Source organism: Pedobacter lusitanus (assembly GCF_040026395.1).
Lineage (GTDB): Bacteria > Bacteroidota > Bacteroidia > Sphingobacteriales > Sphingobacteriaceae > Pedobacter > Pedobacter lusitanus.
The window spans coordinates 2,299,892-2,319,077 of sequence record NZ_CP157278.1 but is presented as its reverse complement, the minus strand read 5'-3'; the positions used below and the strand labels follow the sequence as shown (position 1 = coordinate 2,319,077).

The 19,186-nt window shown below is 40.6% G+C and carries 14 protein-coding genes; 5 read left to right on the top strand and 9 right to left on the bottom strand.

The genetic code is table 11. From position 1 onward, the window contains the following. Window positions 1–31: 31 nt before the first annotated feature. Window positions 32–2,647 (bottom strand): SEL1-like repeat protein, encoded by a 2,616-nt coding sequence (locus PL_RS09700; protein ID WP_041885799.1) that lies wholly within the window; start codon window positions 2,645–2,647, stop codon window positions 32–34. A 122-nt stretch (window positions 2,648–2,769) separates the two neighbouring features. Between PL_RS09700 and PL_RS09695 the strand changes: the two genes are divergently transcribed. Next, window positions 2,770–3,729 (top strand): MBL fold metallo-hydrolase, encoded by a 960-nt coding sequence (locus PL_RS09695; RefSeq protein WP_041885801.1) that lies wholly within the window; start codon window positions 2,770–2,772, stop codon window positions 3,727–3,729. A 7-nt stretch (window positions 3,730–3,736) separates the two neighbouring features. Here the strand turns inward: PL_RS09695 and PL_RS09690 are convergent, their stop codons facing one another. From PL_RS09690 to tgt, 5 genes are all read right to left on the bottom strand, one after another. Continuing rightward, window positions 3,737–4,027, bottom strand: coding sequence for a LapA family protein (locus tag PL_RS09690; protein ID WP_041885803.1), 291 nt, complete (start codon window positions 4,025–4,027; stop codon window positions 3,737–3,739). A gap of 4 nt (window positions 4,028–4,031) precedes the next feature. Continuing rightward, window positions 4,032–6,842 carry a TolB family protein gene (locus tag PL_RS09685; protein ID WP_041885804.1) on the bottom strand — a complete coding sequence of 937 codons (2,811 nt, stop codon included), beginning with the start codon at window positions 6,840–6,842 and terminating at the stop codon, window positions 4,032–4,034. 480 nt (window positions 6,843–7,322) lie between these two features. Next, a complete protein-coding gene (locus tag PL_RS09680; RefSeq protein WP_041885808.1) occupies window positions 7,323–8,216 on the bottom strand; it encodes a DMT family transporter in 894 nt (297 codons plus the stop codon). Then, a complete protein-coding gene (locus PL_RS09675; RefSeq protein ID WP_041885811.1) occupies window positions 8,216–9,319 on the bottom strand; it encodes an LptF/LptG family permease in 1,104 nt (367 codons plus the stop codon). Before PL_RS09675 ends, PL_RS09680 begins: the two co-directional genes overlap by 1 nt. Next, window positions 9,320–10,450, bottom strand: coding sequence for a tRNA guanosine(34) transglycosylase Tgt (tgt, locus tag PL_RS09670; protein WP_041885813.1), 1,131 nt, complete (start codon window positions 10,448–10,450; stop codon window positions 9,320–9,322). It lies immediately after the preceding gene. Window positions 10,451–10,636: 186 nt separating this feature from the next. On the opposite strand from tgt, the gene PL_RS09665 reads away from it, so the two are divergent. The 4 genes from PL_RS09665 to PL_RS09650 all read left to right on the top strand — a co-directional run bounded on the left by PL_RS09665 (window position 10,637) and on the right by PL_RS09650 (window position 15,081). Then, the gene (locus PL_RS09665; protein ID WP_041885830.1) at window positions 10,637–11,758 is read left to right on the top strand and encodes a glycosyltransferase; all 1,122 of its coding nucleotides are present in this window, start codon (window positions 10,637–10,639) and stop codon (window positions 11,756–11,758) included. Then, the gene (rsmG, locus tag PL_RS09660) at window positions 11,749–12,381 is read left to right on the top strand and encodes a 16S rRNA (guanine(527)-N(7))-methyltransferase RsmG (RefSeq protein WP_041885815.1); all 633 of its coding nucleotides are present in this window, start codon (window positions 11,749–11,751) and stop codon (window positions 12,379–12,381) included. The genes PL_RS09665 and rsmG overlap by 10 nt, the downstream gene beginning before the upstream one ends. A gap of 88 nt (window positions 12,382–12,469) precedes the next feature. Beyond that, entirely contained in the window at window positions 12,470–13,561 is a 1,092-nt protein-coding gene (gene dprA / locus PL_RS09655; RefSeq protein ID WP_041885816.1) for a DNA-processing protein DprA, read from the top strand. Window positions 13,562–13,719: 158 nt separating this feature from the next. Then, entirely contained in the window at window positions 13,720–15,081 is a 1,362-nt protein-coding gene (locus PL_RS09650) for a pyridoxal-phosphate dependent enzyme (RefSeq protein ID WP_041885817.1), read from the top strand. Window positions 15,082–15,184: 103 nt separating this feature from the next. Here PL_RS09650 and PL_RS09645 read toward each other — a convergent pair whose 3' ends face one another. From PL_RS09645 to PL_RS09635, 3 genes are all read right to left on the bottom strand, one after another. Further along, complete coding sequence (locus tag PL_RS09645) at window positions 15,185–16,720, bottom strand: glycosyltransferase family 39 protein (RefSeq protein ID WP_041885819.1); 1,536 nt, start codon at window positions 16,718–16,720, stop codon at window positions 15,185–15,187. 388 nt (window positions 16,721–17,108) lie between these two features. After that, a complete protein-coding gene (murA, locus tag PL_RS09640) occupies window positions 17,109–18,434 on the bottom strand; it encodes a UDP-N-acetylglucosamine 1-carboxyvinyltransferase (protein WP_041877153.1) in 1,326 nt (441 codons plus the stop codon). 34 nt (window positions 18,435–18,468) lie between these two features. Then, window positions 18,469–19,143, bottom strand: a complete 675-nt coding sequence (locus tag PL_RS09635; RefSeq protein ID WP_041877151.1) for a DUF4290 domain-containing protein — start codon at window positions 19,141–19,143, stop codon at window positions 18,469–18,471. Window positions 19,144–19,186 lie beyond the last annotated feature (43 nt).

Here is a 19,186-nt window from a genome sequence, read left to right as displayed (position 1 = left end):
CAAAAAATAGTTATTCCTGAAAACGGGATAACTATTTTTTTCTAAAGATATTGATAAACTTATCCAGGAGGCTTTCCTGTTTTTGCACGACCTGCAAACCTGCCGACTCTGCTTTTTCTTTATACACTGCTGCCAGGGCCTTGTTTTCAAAACCCGGAATAAAAGAATAGACCTGGTGTAAATTCACATAAGCATCGCTATATTCTTTATCAGCTGCTTTTTTATAACGGTCAATTGCCAGCCGGATATTCACTTTCATCTCTATTCCATCCTGCGCATAAGTGCCCAGTTGCCAGTGCGCATAACTCTCATCATCAGCGGCTGCCTTCAATAAATAAGGAAGCGCATGAGTATGATCACCAAAATAATGATATAACCAGGCCAGTTCCACATTTAAAGTCTCACCCTCTTTTTCTGCGATGATATAATACTTTAAAGCCTGTTCGTAATTTTCATTTCCACCGGCCCGGTCATAATAATAATTTCCCAGTTTGATTGCTGCGGGCATATATCCTGCATTGAGTGCGGCTGTGTACCAATAGCACATTTGCTCAGGATCAGCTGGCGTACCCATACCTGATGAATAACAGATACCCGTATTATACATCGCTACATAAGAACCTGCCTGAGCAGATTTCAGAAATAATTTAAAAGATTCCTGCTCGTTTTTATATTCAGGGTATTGGTTATCAGCATCTTCATAAATAATAGCCAGCTCATTCATCGCCCGCGCATGCCCCAGTTCTGTTGCCTGCTGTAAAAGTTCTATAGCTTTAACTGAATTTTCTGATTCCAGCAGGTCCATTGCTTTGTTGGTCAGGATATCTCCTGCTGGCAGATCTTTATCAATATAAGATTGCAGTTTCATCGCCTTGTCACTGTCAAAGTTATAGTACCCGTACTCTTTATTTGAATCGATATCATATTGCAGATCCTGAAGATCGGCATCAGTAATAGTCTCCGGACTAATAATCACGACATGATTGTCCCGGTAAGCATAAGCCGAGTCGGCAGATTTGTTGCAGCGGATGATAAAATCGTAGGTGATTGCCGAAAGAGGTTTTCCAAATACATCAACGACACCCCACTGCCCATTTTCCCTTACGGCAAGCATCGTATTGCTTAGAGAAGTAATTTCATCATAAAGCAATCCGGTAAGCTGCTGATGAAAATTACCTGCTGAGAGATAAATTCCACATTTCTTTTGCTGTTTGATACTGAAGAAACAGCAGAGCTCATCTTTAGCTTCGTCAGGTATTGCCGGATACAGACTTTGGGAAGGTTCATTTAAATAGGTCTCAAGCTGGTCAATCCTGTCATAATCAAAACCCAGTATAACCTCGCCTTTATAATTGATGATACCTTGTTTTTTCTGTTTTCTGACAACAAAGATGTAATAAAGATTATTGACTATTTTTTCATAACCACTGAGCAGCAGCTGACCCTGATCATTGTATAATATATTTTCGTCAGTCTGTTTATTTTTGATTACCTGGTAGAGATAAGATTCGCCCGGTATGTTTAATTCCTTCACCAAATGAGGTTCGCATTCCGTCAGGTAGACAAAGCGGCTGGTGTAGATTGATTTCGCTTTTTTATGGGGTAGAGAGACCATAAAAGCTGACCCGTAATTGGCAGATTCCACACAGTTATCCAGTTCGAAAGGTAAAAGTATCCTGTCTTTTATATCGATAACACCCCATTTATCATTTAACTGAGCGGTGAAATACTGGCCATTCGAAAGAATGTCAGTAAGCTCCTGATACCTGAAGTCAATAATAATTGTCCCTTTTTTATCAATTAACCCATACAATCCATTTTTAATTACGGGGGCATAACCTTCTTCGAAGTCGAAAGCATCATCAAACTGAGGTTTGATAACCTCATCCCCATTTTTACTGACATAACCAAACTGACCGGCAACAGCAACGACAGCCATATCATCATAGCTGAAATTATAAAACTCCTGATAAACCGGAGCAATCAAGATTTTTCCTGCGCTGTCTTTCAGTCCCCAGAGTTCGTTTTCTTCAAAAATTACCACGTCAGCTGGTTCGGGATGGTCAATTATGGCCCAGCCGTAATCAAAATCAGGGTAATTTAACAGCGCTTTAAAGTCTTTAAAACCCAGTCCTGTATGTTTGGTGAATAAGGCAAGATTTAACTGAGTGTGATCATCTGCATCAATTGCATTATTGATAACTGTGTTGTTATAATTGATATCTTCCAGCAGCTCTCTGGCCTGATCAGCATGGCTCTGCTCACTCATGTTAAAAACATCAGATGCATTTAACTGGAAGTAAGGCTGATTTAAATCATCCAGGTATTTAAAGAGATTTTCTTTCGCAGTTTTGAATTGCTCTGGACGATCAATTAATTCTTCCTGATATTTTTCTATAAAATTATAAAATCTCTTAAAGTTTTCTTTGCCGCCGGGGGCTTCATAGAAAAGACTCGGACTGACGAGTGGTTCGTCAGGATTGAGGCTGATATGGAGGTCGAAGTTGCTGTCTGCCAGAATACTTTTTCCTGTGAGTAAAGGATGCAGCAGAATAGAAAGTTCATAACCCCATTCCATCATCATTACCTCTTCACCATTGAGCTCATCAGGTTCGCCGGTATTATATAAATAAACCCTGTGTGACATATTTTATCGTTTTAATGATAAGGAACAAGATATAGAAAAGTTTAAAAAGCGCCAGAAAAACTGATTTTATTCTCTACTTTGGCCGGGTCCATAGTTTAAATCAAAATGATAGTTGTGATCCTATGAAATCATCAATAGTTATCTTTTTTCTTTTTCTGGCCTTTACCAGAGTAAATGCACAGTCAATCATTCATACCCAGCCGAAGCTGAAAGTTGTTGTTCCTTCTTTAATTGTGCTGGGTAATGTTCAGGACGGAGGTTCTCCTCATGTGGGCTGTACCAAAGCTTGCTGCAAAGATCTGTTTGAACATCCGGATCCAACCCGTATGGTTTCTTCTCTGGGTGTGATTGATCCTGAAAATAAACTAAACTGGTTATTTGATGCCACGCCGGATCTTCCGTTTCAGATGAAAAAACTGAAAAAAGAAGCTGAGTTCAGTACTAAAGAAGTACCCGACGGGATTTTTATCACGCATGCACATATTGGCCATTATGCCGGTTTAATGTATCTGGGCAGAGAAGCGCTTAATGCTAAACAGGTATCCGTTTACGCCATGCCAAAAATGAAGACATTTTTAGAACATAACGGGCCGTGGAGTCAGCTGGTCAGTTTAAATAACATCAGTATTAAACCTGTTCAGGATGAAAAGGTTAATGTGCTTTCTTCCAATATCAGCGTAACGGCCTTTAAAGTTCCTCATCGTGACGAGTTCTCGGAAACAGTGGGTTATCTTATTCAGGGGCCGCATAAAAAAGCCTTGTTCATCCCGGATATTGATAAATGGTCCAGGTGGAATAAAAATATTGTGGAAGAAATCAGGAAAGTGGATTATGCTTTTATTGATGCTACTTTTTATGATGCTGCTGAAATGAACAACAGACCGATTACCGAAATTCCGCATCCGCTGGTGGTGGAAAGTATGGAATTATTTAAGCAGCTTTCAAAACAAGAGAAGGATAAAATTTATTTCATTCACCTGAATCATACTAACCCTTTGCTCAATCCCGAAAGCGGGCAAACAAAAACCGTCCTTAAAAATGGATTTCATGTTGCCCGGTTTAACGACATATTTGAACTTTAAATATTGATTAGCTGATGTAATCTCTGTCTTCGTCGCTTAATGTGCCTTTGCCGGCAGGCGGAGGAGTAACAGGAAGAATTTCGTCCTCATTTCTGTCATAGGTACTGATTACAGTTTTTGGACGACCTGCCCAGTAACCCAGCAGAAAGCCTGCAAAAGTACATATTCCTACAACCAGCAGCTTGGAAATGTCCTTTTTAACAAATATAAAATCGAACTGTACTGCGTCTGTATTCATCATCAGAAAAATGGTGATTAATACAGTGAGAATGATAATCAGGATGGTTTTGGTACGCATGAGCTTAAAATGTATAGTTAACAATGAGTTCAAAGATAGGATTATGATGATATTCCTTGTTGACGAACACAAATCTTGTACCTAAATCAACGTTTGGCTGATAACGGAGCAGGTTCATATTCCCATGGAGTTCAAATCCGTAGGTCTTTGGCTGTGATAAATTACTGTCTGTACCCAGGTTTTCGTAGTGACAGAATACACCACCTCTTACATTTCTGATGTAAGCCAGTGGTCCGATTTCTACATCAGGATAAAAAAGCGGGAAACGATAATTAAAAAGCAAAGTATTTTTAAGCCGGCTTTTTGCCATGATGTTGTTGTACCCGTAAACGGTGTTGATCTCATTATTGTAAGTACGGATTCCGGTAGCCTCCTGAAAATTGAAGTTAGCCAGGAAAGAGTGGTTTTTGGCCAGTCCGGGAAAATAAAGGAAACCGGCTGCGGCAAAAAGATCTCCGCTTAACTGTTTGTCAAATGGCTGGCTGAAATAACTGAATTTTAAAACCTGTGCCCATTTCGGAGCAATGTCCCTTTCTGCGGTGCGGGTGGTATGCGTAAAAGTAAAGCCGGTTTCCAGAGGGAATCTGATGCTCTTTACAAAATTGGCTGGCAGGTTTTCTGCCTCATATCTCTGGGTATAACTGGTTCCGGCATTAACCGAAAAGTTGTAATTATGATTCTGAGCACTCAGATTGACCGGGACTATGGCCTGCAGTTTAACATAGTTCTCTCTCCAGTCTCCCTGTCTGGTTCCCATACCCGTGGAATAAAAGGTTCTGCGGGGTCTGTTGGTGAAACTGACATTGAAAATAGGGTACAGACTTTTGAAACTCGCTCCGGCATTGTATTCAAACCTGCCCAGGTCCCGCTGATAATTTACTCCCGCATAAGCGTCAAAAGTATTCAGCAGGTTATTTGATCTTAACTGCAGGCCGCCTTTGTATTCATCAGCAATTACAGGGATTATACTATGGACATTAATCAGGTTTCCCAGTTTACGGTAAGGAGTGGAAGTAAAGCTGCTGTCAGGAATATGATCAAATACATTTCCGGTATTTTCCTGTTCTTCGGCTGCTTTTCCAAAGAAAACAAAATTGTCTTTGCCGGTTTTCAGCGCCTCAATTTTTGTTTGGGCTACTTCATAACCATACAGGTTATAGTTGTTGAATAAAATGCTGTCGGTGCCATTGATGACCGAAGGATTGAACGCTCCGTATTTTGAGGCGCTCAGAGCGCTTATCTTTTTTGAAACGACATCTATACTGTAAATGTTGTTTATTCCATTGTAGTGAGCGTTAAATGCGATGTCGCGGCCAATGAATACCGGTCTGCTTAACTGCTGCTGCGTCTCGCTGATCAGCTTTTCGGTTTTACCGTTGCTGTCAACTGTCCAGAGTGCTTTTCCTTTTTCAGAAACGCTGACATAAGTGATCATATCACCGGTGCTGTTGAAAGCAGGAGTTTGCAGTAACAGCTGTTCAGGATTCGGATAAGTCCGGATAATTTTTCCATTTGCAGCGTCCATGACGATCAGCTGGATTTTGTTGCTCAGATCAATTTGTACAGCAACGAGCTTAGAACCGTCAGCAGAGAGGGTAGGGGAGAAGATTCTTGATCTGGTGCTCAGCTTTTTAACTTTTTTCGTCAGGAGGTTATAGCTGCAGATAACGCTGTAACTTCTTTGCTGGAACCTTGGGTCCAGTCTGATCTCGTCCCAAACGACCAGGTTATTGGCATAACTGAACCAGGGTTGTTCCTGCTGACCGATTCCCTGTATGCGGTGCTCTCTTTTGTCCTTGTCTATCAGTGTAAAAGCTGCTGCTGCAGCTTTACTTTGTTTAAGTACCAGGATGCTTCCATCAGATATTTTTACCGGAAGGTTATAATCCGTCGCATATTTTGCTTCCTGGTTGAGTACCGGGTAGTCTTTTGAAGGGCTCAGTGCAGCTTGTTTTTCCCAGTCCTGTTTTATTTTTTCAGCAGTATGCAGATACCATGCCCTGCCGGTTTTACCACTGAATTTTTTAAGACTGCCGGCAAAAGGATAAATACGCAGCGGGCGATTTTTAATATCTGTCAGGACACTGTCGAAGACAAATTTTCCGGACGCTTCACGGATGTGGGAAGCCAGCAGATAACCGAGCTGATAATAGCCCGGAGTAACATCTTTCTGAGAACCAAAATTTGCTTTGCTGTAAGACAGATTTTTCCCCTGCAGCAGGGCAGTTCTGTAAGGCATGATCCAGCTGGGCTGACGGCCGCGTCCGGCGTGGGTAAGCGAGGTTTCGTTCGATACCGCATCACCTTCAAAAAACCATAAAGGGATGCTGACACCCATCCATGCAAAATAGACTTCTTCGGGAAAAGGATAAGGCCTGCCACTAGTCAGTTTATCAAACTGGGCCATATGACGGAGTTCATGAACTGCAAGGTTATTCAGCCAGTCCTGGCTGTCAAAAGACTGAGGCGGTGTGGTATTGAATTCAGACTTTTTAGGCCCCAGCTGAACAAAGCCGTTTGCAATGACACCCTGGTTTTGAAAGATAATAGGAATGGTGGTTTTTTTAACGCTCAGACTGCGTCCCACCTTCGGGAATATATAGCGGATATTATTGGCCATTCGCTGCGCCTCAGATTCCAGTTCTACCGGGTAAATAATTTTAAACCCGGATGTGTTAATCTGTCTCCAGTTTACACTAAGCGGGTTCTGTTCTCCTCCAAAAATCTGTGCACAGGCTTTATCTGCTATTGATATTGAGCTTATTAGTATTAAAACACTGATTATAAGTTTGTTATTTTTTATTCTTTGCTGCATTATTTTGTGTTACTAAAATAATTAGTTTTTCAGGTGATTTTATTTTCGTTTTATCTGTTGTATAAAATTATATATTTAGTCTTAAATATTTGATATATAGTTTTATATGTTATTTGTTTTTCAGTAGTTTATCAGTTTTGTTTGCTGTTTTTTATGCTTGTAACTGCCTGATAATGCAGGATTGAAAAACAAAAAAATACCGCTTATCTGATGATGCGCTGAAGATACACTTATTCCTTTCAAAATAAGAGTCTGCAGAAAAATCCTCTGATATTTTTTATACAATGATAAGATCAGAATCAATTTTTCCTGCACAGGAATGATTGGCGGATCAGGTCTTTTTTAGCGGAAAGAATGGTTGAGGGGGAAGTCGTTTTTTTTAGAAAACCGGTTGCTGAATCTGATCCGGAAAATAAAGATCAAGCTGGTTTGCAATGGGAAAAAAGGAGGGGCCTCTCCCCTGTTTTTTAACCTGGCTGACTAGCTTTTGTTTCTGCGTTTTTTGTAAACGGGATATAAAAATACCGCACCTAAAATCAAGGCAGATCCCAGGTAAAATCCGGCAGACATGGTCTCTTTATGGCCAAAGAAAAGGAAGGCCAGAATGATCCCGTAAACAGGTTCAAGATTACTGATCAGGGCTACTCTGAAAGCAGACAGGGTACGCATAACCGAGACCCCTGCAATGTAGGCAAGAGCAGTGCAGACAGTACCTAATATCATCAGGTAAATCCAGTCCGGAACACTCAGGTTGAAACTCTCACTGAGCAGGCTCTGATCAAATAAACGATAGATGGTAATCCAGAAAAATGCACCCGAAAGTTCATAAAAACTGATCACTTTGGCATCACTTTTTTGTGCGAAATTAGAATTGATAATAGAAAAAAGACTGGAAGCCACAGCAGCTGAAAGGCCAAAAATAATACCTGCTGTATAGCTGGATTCAAAGTGAAAGATCAGATAGATTCCCAAAATGATTACTATTCCGATAAAGATATCACTGAGCTGTACTGCTGTCTTTTTAATGATGGGCTCCAGAATAGCTGTAAATAAAGTGAAAGAGGAGAGACATACCAGTGTTACTGATACTGTTGATACTTTGATGGCCTGAAAGAATAAAATCCAGTGCAGGGCCACAATACTGCCTGTAAAGAAGAATTGCAGGAATTCTTTACGGCTTACCCGGATACTGAATTTTGTGGCTTTAAAATAGATCAGAAGGGTGATGCTGGCGATCATAACCCGGTACCAGACCATCGCTACCGGACCCACTGAAATTAAAGCGCCCAGTATGCCTGTAAAGCCCCAGATAAAAACTGTAAAATGAAGAATCAGCAGATTCCTGCTGACAGCTGAATGAGCAGGCGTGGTCATTATTTGGGTGCTTTTTTTAAGAGATAAAGACCAAGTAAGCCAAAAAACAGGGTTGGGATCAGTACTGCCAGAAGGGGTGGTATACCGCCTTTAAGTGAAAACATTTTGGCAAACTGGTTCATTACTATATACAGGAAACTCAGGATAATCCCTATTCCAAGGGGTAAGCCAACGCCTCCTCTTACCTTTCTGGAAGATAAGGCAACACCAATCAGCGTGAGTACAAAAGCCGATAAAGGCTGCAGCCATCGTTTATACTGCTCAAAAAGCAGGTCGTTTTCAATACCGGTTCCCCTGGTTTTTTCTTTCTTGATTTTATCAGAAAGCTCCCTGTTGGTTAAGATTTCATAAATATTATCATAAGCAGAAAAATCATCAGGACGCATGTCCAGTATCGTGTCTTTAGGCTTATCAATGCTTTTAAACATATTCTCTTTCAGGCCGTTTACAGTTCTGATAGAGTAGTTGGTTAATTTCCAGCTGCGTTTTAAAGAATCCCACTTAATCTGATCCGCAATTACCTTTTTAGTCAGAACATCACCTTTGAAATTGTCCAGCATAAAACGATATCCGGACTTTGTTTTGTTGTCAAAACTTTCCATGTAGATATAAGTATTATCATCAAGCTTCATATGAATATTAGGCTTGCTCGTGGGGTCATTCTTTTTTACATAGGTGTTCTCAAAGGTGTTTTTGAGCTGATTGGTATAGGGGAGTATATATAAATTAGACCCCAGATTAAACGAGAAGATAATAAATGCGGAGATGAAATAAGGCTGTAAAAAACGGTTGAAACTTACACCTCCGCTTAAAATAGGGACGATCTCTGTCTGATCTGCCATCTTTGCTGTAAAGAAAATTACTGCAATGAAGTTAATCAGGGGAGAGAGCATATTCACATAGAACGGGATGGAACCTGCATAATACTGACAGACTACCTGCCAGGCAGACAACTTACTTCTTAAGAAGTCATCCATTTTCTCTGATAAATCAAAAATAACAATAATGACCACAAACACACTCAGGGTATAAATAAATGTACCCAGGTATTTGCCAATAATAAAACGGTCAATAATCTTAAATCTGCCTCTGAGGATGTTCATTTACAATTTATTCCCTAATATAGTCACCATTTTGTTTTTCCAGGCGTAAAATTCCCCGCTGATGATCTTTTCTCTGGCTTCTTTAACCAGCCACAGATAAAAATGAAGATTATGCAAAGTGGCAATCTGTGCACCCAGCATCTCTTTAGAGTGCATCAGATGTCTCAGGTATGCTTTTGAATAAACCTGGTCAGCGTATAAATCACTTTCTGCATCTATAGGAGAAAAATCATCCGCCCACTTTTTATTGCCGATGTTAATGATTCCGTTCCTGGTGAAAAGCATTCCGTTTCGTGCATTTCTGGTCGGCATTACACAGTCGAACATATCTACCCCTAACGCTATATTTTCTAAAATATTGATCGGTGTACCTACGCCCATCAGATAGCGCGGTTTGTCTGCAGGTAAAATATCACAGACAACTTCGGTCATGCCGTACATTTCTTCGGCCGGTTCTCCTACCGAAAGACCGCCAATAGCATTTCCTTCACGATCCATAGACGCAATAAACTCGGCAGATTTCATTCTGAGGTCCTTGTAAACCGAGCCCTGTACGATCGGGAATAAAGTCTGGTCAAAGCCGTATTTTGGCTCAGTAGAATCAAAACGGGCACAGCAGCGTCTTAACCAGCGGTGCGTCATATTGATAGAATTTGCTGCGTATTTATAATCACATGGATAAGGAGTACATTCATCAAAAGCCATGATAATATCGGCTCCGATGGTACGCTGAATATCCATTGCATATTCCGGACTGAAAAGGTGTTTTGAACCATCTATATGTGAACGGAACGTTACACCCTCTTCTTTAATCTTGTTTACCTTACTCAGAGAATACACCTGGTAGCCTCCGCTATCGGTTAAAATAGGGCGGTCCCAGCCTATAAATTTATGCAAACCACCAGCACCTTCCAGTACATCAAGTCCTGGTCTTAAATATAAATGATAGGTATTTCCTAAAATAATCTGGGCTTCAATATCCTCTTTAAGTTCACGCTGGTGAACAGCTTTTACTGTTCCTGCGGTGCCCACGGGCATGAAAATCGGTGTTTGGATATCGCCATGAGCAGTAGTAACTGTTCCTGCTCTTGCTTTTGACAGAGGGTCGTTTGCCTGTAAGGTAAATTTCATAAATGTGTGTACGCTTCAAAAAATCTCGGCAAAAGTATGAAAAAACACCCGGTTTACACCATCTAAATTTAAAGACCCTTCAGGAGCTGTCTTTAAATTTTTCAGTAAATTGTTTAATTTTTTATCAACATAGGCCCGCATTACAGATTAAAAATCAGAAATTTGGCGCTTGTCAAAAAAACCATCGTGGAATTAACCTTACTAGAGAGTTGCCTGCTGGGTGCCCTCATTTTTTGTTTTGCCGTTCAGCTGTATTTTAGTTTATCTGTACATTTAAAACTGGCTCTTGTTAAAGTAGAAGAACTGCCGGAACAGGCAGCTAAACCTTTGAGTGTTATTATCTGTGCGCGTAACGAAGCAGAGAACCTGACTCAGTATTTACCTGCTGTGTTACAGCAAAATTACCCGGATTTTGAGGTTATCGTAGTCAATGACCGTTCATGGGATCAGACCAGAGAAGTTTTAAAGGGCTTTGTTGCCCAGTATAAACACCTTAAGGTAGTGACTGTTGCAGAGGGAGAGAAGTTCATTGCCGGTAAGAAATTTGCCGTAACGATGGGGATAAAGGCGGCAGCACACGATTGGCTGGTCTTTACAGATGCAGATTGTGTGCCAGCTTCAGAGAACTGGTTAACAGGAATGCAGCAGCCTGCCAGTGAGCAGACGGCAATTGTACTGGGATATTCTCCGTATATCCGTAAACGTGGACTGCTGAACAGTCTGATCCGTTTTGAGACGTTTTTTACTGCTGTTAACTATCTTGCTTTTGCACTGGACGGAATGCCTTATATGGGTGTCGGCAGAAATATGGCTTATAAAAAGTCATTGTTTTTTAAAAACAAAGGTTTTGCAGCGCATATGCATATCCCGTCAGGGGATGATGATTTGTTTGTAAATGCCCACGCAACCCCTCAGAATACAGAGATTCGTCTAAACCGGCTGACACACGTGTGGTCAGAACCGAATACCAGTTTCTCCGCTTATCTGAGACAAAAGAAAAGACATTTTGGTGCCGGTAAGTTCTATAAGGCCAGACATAAATTTATTTTATCCTTACAGATCATATTTCAGTTTCTGTTTTATGCCCTGTTTATTGCATTAATGTTTTTTAAACCTGCTAATTATCTGGCTGCCGGTGTTTTTGCACTGAGCCTGATCATTAGAAGTTTTATTTACCCCCGTTTGCTTAAACGCTTGAATTATCCGGATTTGAGATGGTGGTTTCCTGTTTTGGATATTCTGCTGTTCATTTTCTTAGTGTTTAATGGCATTCTGTCTATATTTGTTAAAAAAGTAAAGTGGAAATAAGCTCAGCCCTCATACAAAAGTATTTTAAAGATCTCAGTGAAGATCAGATCGCAAAGTTTGATCAGTTGTTTGATTTATATAGTTTCTGGAATGCGCAGATCAATGTGATCTCCAGAAAAGATATTGAAGAACTCTATGAACGTCATATCCTGCACTCTCTTGGAATTGCTAAATTCTGTACATTCAAGGCAGGAGAGAAGGTTCTGGATGTAGGTACCGGCGGTGGTTTTCCTGGTATTCCTTTGGCCATTTTATTCCCTGAAACAGAATTTCACCTGGTAGATTCTATTGGTAAAAAGATTAAAGTGGTGACCGAGGTTGCTGCTGCTCTCGGGCTAAAGAATGTCAAAGCTTCTCATTTAAGAGCGGAGCAGGTAAATGATAAATACGATTTCGTGGTTTCACGTGCGGTAACCCGTTTAATTGATTTTTATCCTTGGATAAAAGATAAGTTCAATAAGAATTCAAAAAATGCCATAGCCAATGGTATTCTGTACCTGAAGGGTGGGGAGTTAGCTGAAGAAATCAGTGAATCCAGGTTAAAAGCTGAATTATATCCTTTGTCGGCCTATTTTGAAGAGGACTTTTTCGAGACTAAATTTGTTGTTTATATTCCCTGTTAACTAACGGAAATCAGTTAAACTGGCTGATATCAGGGCAGTTTCCCAAAATAAATTACCAGTATCAGTGGGCTAAGTATTAATTTAGCCCATGAGTATACTCCATCAGATTGCCCTTACCCTCATTAAAAATATTGGTCCTGTAACAGCGAAATGTTTGCTGGCCCATTTTCATAACCCCGAGGCTATTTTTGCCGCAGGTGAAGCCGCATTGATGCAGGTTGAAGGTCTGGAGCCTTTCAGGGTACATGAAATTCTCCGGACCAATGCACTTAGTCTGGCAGCAGCACAATTAACATTTCTTGATCAGCATCAGATAGAAGTCCTTTTTTATACAGACGATAAATATCCGCAGCGTTTAAAGGATTGCAGTGATGCTCCGGTTTTGCTTTATTATAAAGGCAAAGCCGATCTGAACCATCCCAGAATAGTCAGTATTGTTGGTTCCAGGAAGGCTACCCCTTACGGTCTGCTGCTCTGTCAGCAGCTGATCAGTTTATTGCAGCATTACGATGTGCTGGTGGTGAGCGGGCTTGCCTATGGTATTGATGTGGCAGCGCACAGACAAAGTTTGTGCTATAAAATACCTACTGTCGGGGTATTGGGACACGGACTGGACCGGGTATACCCCGCTGCTCACCGGCAAACTGCCGGTGCAATGCTGGAGAGCGGAGGTCTGCTCACGGAATTTCCTTTAAATACAATTCCTGAGAAAGGAAATTTTCCCAAACGGAACCGGGTTATTGCCGGTCTTGCAGATGTGGTCGTGGTAGTAGAAGCAGCTGTAAAAGGAGGGGCGCTGATTACAGCAGGAATTGCAGATTCCTATCACAGGGACGTTTTTGCTTTCCCGGGCAGGACAACCGATATCTGCAGTCAGGGCTGCAATTTTCTGATTAAAACGAATAGGGCCGGTCTGATCAGTCAGCCTGAAGACCTGGTCTATTATATGGGCTGGGAAACTGCTGTGCCGGTGAATGCGCTGGTACAGGAGCCTTTGTTTAACGGTCTTTCTGCAGCAGAAATTACCCTGGTAAAACTTTTGAAAGCAGCTCCTTCAGGCATTGATGAGCTGGGATTGAAGGCTGGTATACAACAGCATAAGCTCGTATTGCATTTACTGAATCTGGAGATGAAAGGTGTCCTGATTTCACTTCCGGGAAAGATATATCAGCTCATTTAGCGCTTAACTCAAGCCTGTTTTGCCATATAATATCTATGTCAGGGGTAGGTTGTTAAGCTATATTCAGAATATAATTTTATTAAATTGATTTATTCAAAATATGATTACGAATATATAATAGAAATAAAATTCTAGGAATCAAGTCGTACTTTTGTAACATGTGGTATAATAACATATTAGAAACTATTGGCAATACACCATTGGTGCGATTGAATAGCGTTACGAAAGAAATTCAGGCGACTGTACTGGCAAAGGTGGAGACCACCAATCCGGGTAATTCTATTAAAGACCGTATGGCTTTAAAGATGATTGAAGACGCAGAACAAAGTGGCAAGCTTAAACCAGGAGGAACCATTATTGAAGGTACTTCCGGTAATACAGGTATGGGCCTGGCTATGGCTGCTATTATCAAAGGATATAAGTGTATTTTCACAACAACAGATAAACAGTCTAAGGAAAAAGTTGATGCTTTACGTGCTTTTGGCGCAGAAGTAATCGTTTGTCCTACCAATGTGGAGCCGGAAGATCCGCGTTCCTATTACTCCGTTTCTTCGCGTCTGGAGCGTGAGGTTCCAAACTCATGGAAACCTAACCAATATGATAACCTGGCTAACACAGCAGCTCATTATGAGCAGACAGGGCCGGAAATCTGGGCACAGACTGAAGGAAAGATCACCCACCTGGTAGTGGGCGTTGGAACCGGAGGAACTATATCCGGTACCGGAAAGTATTTAAAAGAACAGAATCCTGACATTAAAGTATGGGGAATTGATACTTACGGTTCTGTTTTTAAAAAATATAAAGAAACAGGTATACTGGATAAAAATGAGATCTATCCTTATATCACTGAAGGCATCGGAGAAGATTTCCTTCCGCAGAATGTCAACTTTGATGTGATTGATCTTTTTGAAAAAGTAACAGATAAAGATGCCGCGCTGATGACACGTGATATTGCACGTAAAGAGGGGATATTTGTAGGTAACTCTGCAGGTTCTGCCATTGCGGGTCTGTTACAGTTAAAGGATAAACTTAAACCCGAAGATGTGGTTGTGGTGATTTTTCATGATCACGGTAGCCGTTATATGGGTAAAATGTATAACGAAGACTGGTTGAGAGAACGTGGTTTCCTTAAGGATGAAAAATTAACAGCCAGATCTATTCTGTCTAAGAAAGAGCAGTCTGAGATTGTGACTATTGATTGTGAGAAAACTATTGTGGAGGCGATCAATACAATGAACATGCTGAATATTTCTCAGATTCCGGTTACCCAGCAGGGAATGGTTGTAGGTAAACTGGCAGAAGGAGATATCCTGAAAGCTTTACTGGAAAACCCTTCATTGAAATCTGCACCGGTTAAAGAGATTATGTCTGCTACTTTCCCGTTTGTAGATATGAATACCTCAATTGATAAGATTTCTGCACTGATCAACAAAGAGAACAGCGCAGTACTGGTTGAGGATGAAAAAGGTAATTTTGAAATTATTACCCAGTACGACATTATCAATGCGATATCTGTTTAAGATACGCTGATTAATCACTTGTAAAAAGAGCTTGCAGCAATAGGCTTCCGGAGTTAAACTTCGGGTTTACCTATCCTGCAGGCTCTTTTTGCTATACTCTATCTTACTGTCTTTTAGCTTTCAGAACGGATATATAACCCGGATTGATATCAGTTTTTGCTCCGGTGAGCAACCATACTTTTGTACCATATTCCCTGGATAATTTATTATTTACTATACCGATCAGTTCGGCTTTGGCATAAGCTCGTCTGGTTTTTTCTACCTGTCCTTTATCATCTATATAGATTATGCATTGATAAGGTATACGTTCAGGTGCCCAGAGCGTAAAACTGCTGCTCAGCGAAACTACTGCAGGAAGCTGATACTTTTTACCCAGATGATCAACTGCCCCGGCTTCTCCGTAATTTTCAGCAAAAATGGTAGTTTCTTTAAGCAGGTTTTTTGGGATTTTGGCATAAGCTTCTGCCGTTAAAGCAGTCATTTCCTCCCAGCCAATCATATCTGCATAATCCTGTGAAGTCTGATGTCTCTTCCCATCCTCCCAATAGAAAAGTTTGTCGAGTTGAATGGCTTTAAAGTAATCCACAGCAAGATTTATGGGTAAAACAGGAATGGCCTGTGGCACAAGCAAAAGATTAGGCAGCATTAACAGAAAGATCATTGTATATTTTATGGCCGCAGGGATGCGACGGGTTACTGATTCAATTCCATAGGCGCTTAAGGCAAATAATGCCGGATATACACCAAAGGCATAATAGGGTTTGCCTTTGAAATAAATTAACAGCCCCATCAGGATCAGAAAGCTAAAGCCAACCCACCGGTAGGGTAAAAGGTTTTTATGAAAGAATATAAGCAATAAGCCAGGCAGCCAGATCAGCAGTCCGGTACCATTTGACATCAGTTGTCCTTTGATAAACCCGCTTAGCGTATTATTGTTTAACTGTGTGTCTGTAAGTTCCTTCATATGGGTTAATACAGGCCAATGATGCAGATATTGCCAGATCAGGTTAGGCAGGAAAATCAGGAAGGCAAAAACTGCGGCGATATAGAGCTGCTTTTTTAGCAATAATCTGCGTTCCCTGGTCAGTAAAATTCCACTAATGATGGCTATAATAATAAACAGGATGGCATATTTGGTGAGCAATCCAAGGCCGATAACCGGGCCCAGCCAAAGCAGGTATCCGTTACGCCTGGTCCTGATGTACTTAATCAGCAGATAGTAGCTAAGTGTCCACCAGAACTGATCAAATACTACGGGCTGTAATAAATATCCCGTTGCTAAAAAGCCTGGAGACAGGACAATGGCCATACAGCAAAGTGTTACTGCAAAACCTTTGCCTCCAATTTCTTTAACAATGAATCCAGCAGTTAATACCGTTAAAGCAGCACAAATAGCCGGGATTAGACGAACGGCAAAAGCACTGTCACCGAAGACATCAACTGAAAACCTGGCTACCATTGCAATAAAAGGAGGGACTTCTGCATAACCAAAATTCAGGTGATTGCCCAGCGCAATATGTAAAAACTCATCTCTGTGTATGCCATAATTATTTAACCCGATCAGATGTAAAATCAGGCTGAAAGAGGCAAACAGAAAGATCAGGGTATTGATTTTTTGTGGGGGAGAGTTGAGGCGCATATCAATTGGTTAGTGTTAATCTTTAGACGGTTAACGGTTAGTTAAGTTACAAAAATCGGGGTTATTTAAAACAGAAATCCCTGTCTGATTTGTTCAGACAGGGATTTCTGTAAACTGATCTTCTTTTTTATTGTGCACCTCCAAGCCATAACAGCCCGTCGATAATAAATTTGTTCTGTGTTTCACTGTCAAATGTAGAAGACTTGCCTACATTGGCTGCATAATCCATCGCATTATGGCCAAAGTTGGCATACAGAATTTTAATAAAATGATTATTATTTTATATTACAATGAAACTTATTTGATATGTTTTCTTTTAACTGCAAAAGACAGAACAAAAAAAAGCCGGGATATATCCCGGCTTTTTTTTGTTCTGTCTTTTAAAATATTAGTGTGATGGCGAATTGGCATCAACACGTTTGATTTGCGCACCTAATGCACGTAAACGTGTATCAATGTCCTGGTAGCCACGCTCAATCTGTTCGATATTGAATATCGTTGAAGTTCCTTCAGCAGATAATGCTGCAATTAACAGTGAAACCCCTGCTCTGATATCAGGAGAAGTCATACTGATACCTCTTAATTTATATTGTTTGTTGATTCCGTTAACAGTTGCTCTGTGCGGATCACATAAAATAATCTGAGCACCCATTTCAATCAGTTTATCCACAAAGAATAAACGGCTTTCGAACATTTTCTGGTGAATCAGCACTGAACCTTTAGCCTGGGTAGCTATTACCAGTACAATACTCAGCAGGTCAGGAGTGAAGCCAGGCCATGGTGAGTCTGCAATAGTCAGGATAGACCCGTCAATAAAAGTATCAATGATATAATGTTTTTGAGAAGGGATATAAATATCATCGCCTCTGCGTTCAAAATTGATACCTAATTTTCTGAATACATCAGGAATTACCCCTAATTCTTCATAACATACATTTTTGATGGTGATTTCTGATTCAGTCATAGCAGCAAGGCCGATGAAAGAACCAATTTCAATCATATCAGGTAACATTTTGTGTTCAGTGCCACCCAGTTTGTCAACTCCTTCAATAGTCAGCAGGTTTGAGCCGATTCCGGATATTTTGGCACCCATGCGGTTAAGCATTTTACATAACTGCTGTAAATAAGGTTCACAGGCAGCGTTATAGATCGTAGTCACTCCTTTAGCCAATACCGCAGCCATTACGATGTTCGCTGTACCGGTTACAGAGGCCTCGTCCAATAAGATATAAGCACCCTTAAGGTTAGTTGCATCTACGTTGAAGAAAGATTCTTTAGCATCATAATTGAATTTCGCACCTAATTTCTCAAAACCAAGGAAGTGGGTATCCAGCCTTCTGCGTCCGATTTTATCACCACCTGGTTTAGGGATGGCAGCTTGTCCGAAACGTGCAAGAAGCGGGCCGACAATCATAATTGAACCTCTCAAACTGCCACCCTTAGATTTAAAAGTTGCTGATTTAAAGAATTCAAGATCTATATTTTTTGCTTCAAATGTGTAAGTGTCTTTGGATAAACGGTTTACTTCAACGCCTAAATCACCCAGAAGTTCGATCAGTTTATTTACATCTTTGATGTCAGGGATATTACTTACAGTGACTTTTTCTTCTGTTAGTAAAACGGCAGATATAATCTGCAGAGCCTCATTCTTAGCTCCCTGCGGATGAATTTCACCTTTTAACTTCTTCCCACCTATAATTTCAAATGCGTTCATGTGCTATTAACCTATATTATTTAAATCTGCTCGTTTAGTGTCTTTGTTTTGAATTGGAATTACTGCGGGGACGGTTATTATTGTTGTTTTGTCTTCCCTTATTGTTGTTGTTATTCCTTCCGCGATTGGTATTGGTTGATGTTCTGCTGGCCTGTGGTCTGAATTCAACCTTGTTCAGATTGATGTTTTCTTCCAGCTGCAGTAATCCGCCGGATAATTCACTCAGGTTTTTAAGAATAGTTTCATCGGCTACGCTATCTTTATTCCATGTCACATAAGCCATTTTCATAAAGTTCGCAATACCCTGTACCAATGCTGCTCTGCGCTCCGGTTCTTCTACTTCGATGGCTCTTTCGATCATCACCTCAACAGTTTTACCATAGTGCTTGTATTTGATCCTTTGCTGCGGATAACCGATATGCGAAGGTTTAACCAATGCCATCTCTGGAGTTGGTTTGGGATAAGGACTATCTACGTCGATTTTATAACCGGAGATAATGTGCAAATGATCCCATAATTTATGCTTGAAATCGGCAACGTCCCTTAGATGTGGGTTTAAAAAACCCATCAGATCTATCACTGCCTGAGCATATTTATTACGCTCTTCCAGATCCGGTAGCTCGCAAATATACTTCACCATGTTCTGTACATTACGTCCGTATTCTGCAAGAATTAACTCGTTTCTTGTGGTATTGTAATCGAAATTCATTCTATTTATTTCTTGTGGTATTCGCTGAAGAGGGATTATAGAG

Coding starts and splice junctions, on each gene's coding strand:
- PL_RS09700 (WP_041885799.1), bottom strand. CDS start 2,647: ATGTCACACAGGGTTTATTTATATAATACCGGCGAACCTGATGAGCTC.
- PL_RS09695 (WP_041885801.1), top strand. CDS start 2,770: ATGAAATCATCAATAGTTATCTTTTTTCTTTTTCTGGCCTTTACCAGA.
- PL_RS09690 (WP_041885803.1), bottom strand. CDS start 4,027: ATGCGTACCAAAACCATCCTGATTATCATTCTCACTGTATTAATCACC.
- PL_RS09685 (WP_041885804.1), bottom strand. CDS start 6,842: ATGCAGCAAAGAATAAAAAATAACAAACTTATAATCAGTGTTTTAATA.
- PL_RS09680 (WP_041885808.1), bottom strand. CDS start 8,216: ATGACCACGCCTGCTCATTCAGCTGTCAGCAGGAATCTGCTGATTCTT.
- PL_RS09675 (WP_041885811.1), bottom strand. CDS start 9,319: ATGAACATCCTCAGAGGCAGATTTAAGATTATTGACCGTTTTATTATT.
- tgt (WP_041885813.1), bottom strand. CDS start 10,450: ATGAAATTTACCTTACAGGCAAACGACCCTCTGTCAAAAGCAAGAGCA.
- dprA (WP_041885816.1), top strand. CDS start 12,470: ATGAGTATACTCCATCAGATTGCCCTTACCCTCATTAAAAATATTGGT.
- PL_RS09650 (WP_041885817.1), top strand. CDS start 13,720: ATGTGGTATAATAACATATTAGAAACTATTGGCAATACACCATTGGTG.
- PL_RS09645 (WP_041885819.1), bottom strand. CDS start 16,720: ATGCGCCTCAACTCTCCCCCACAAAAAATCAATACCCTGATCTTTCTG.
- murA (WP_041877153.1), bottom strand. CDS start 18,434: ATGAACGCATTTGAAATTATAGGTGGGAAGAAGTTAAAAGGTGAAATT.
- PL_RS09635 (WP_041877151.1), bottom strand. CDS start 19,143: ATGAATTTCGATTACAATACCACAAGAAACGAGTTAATTCTTGCAGAA.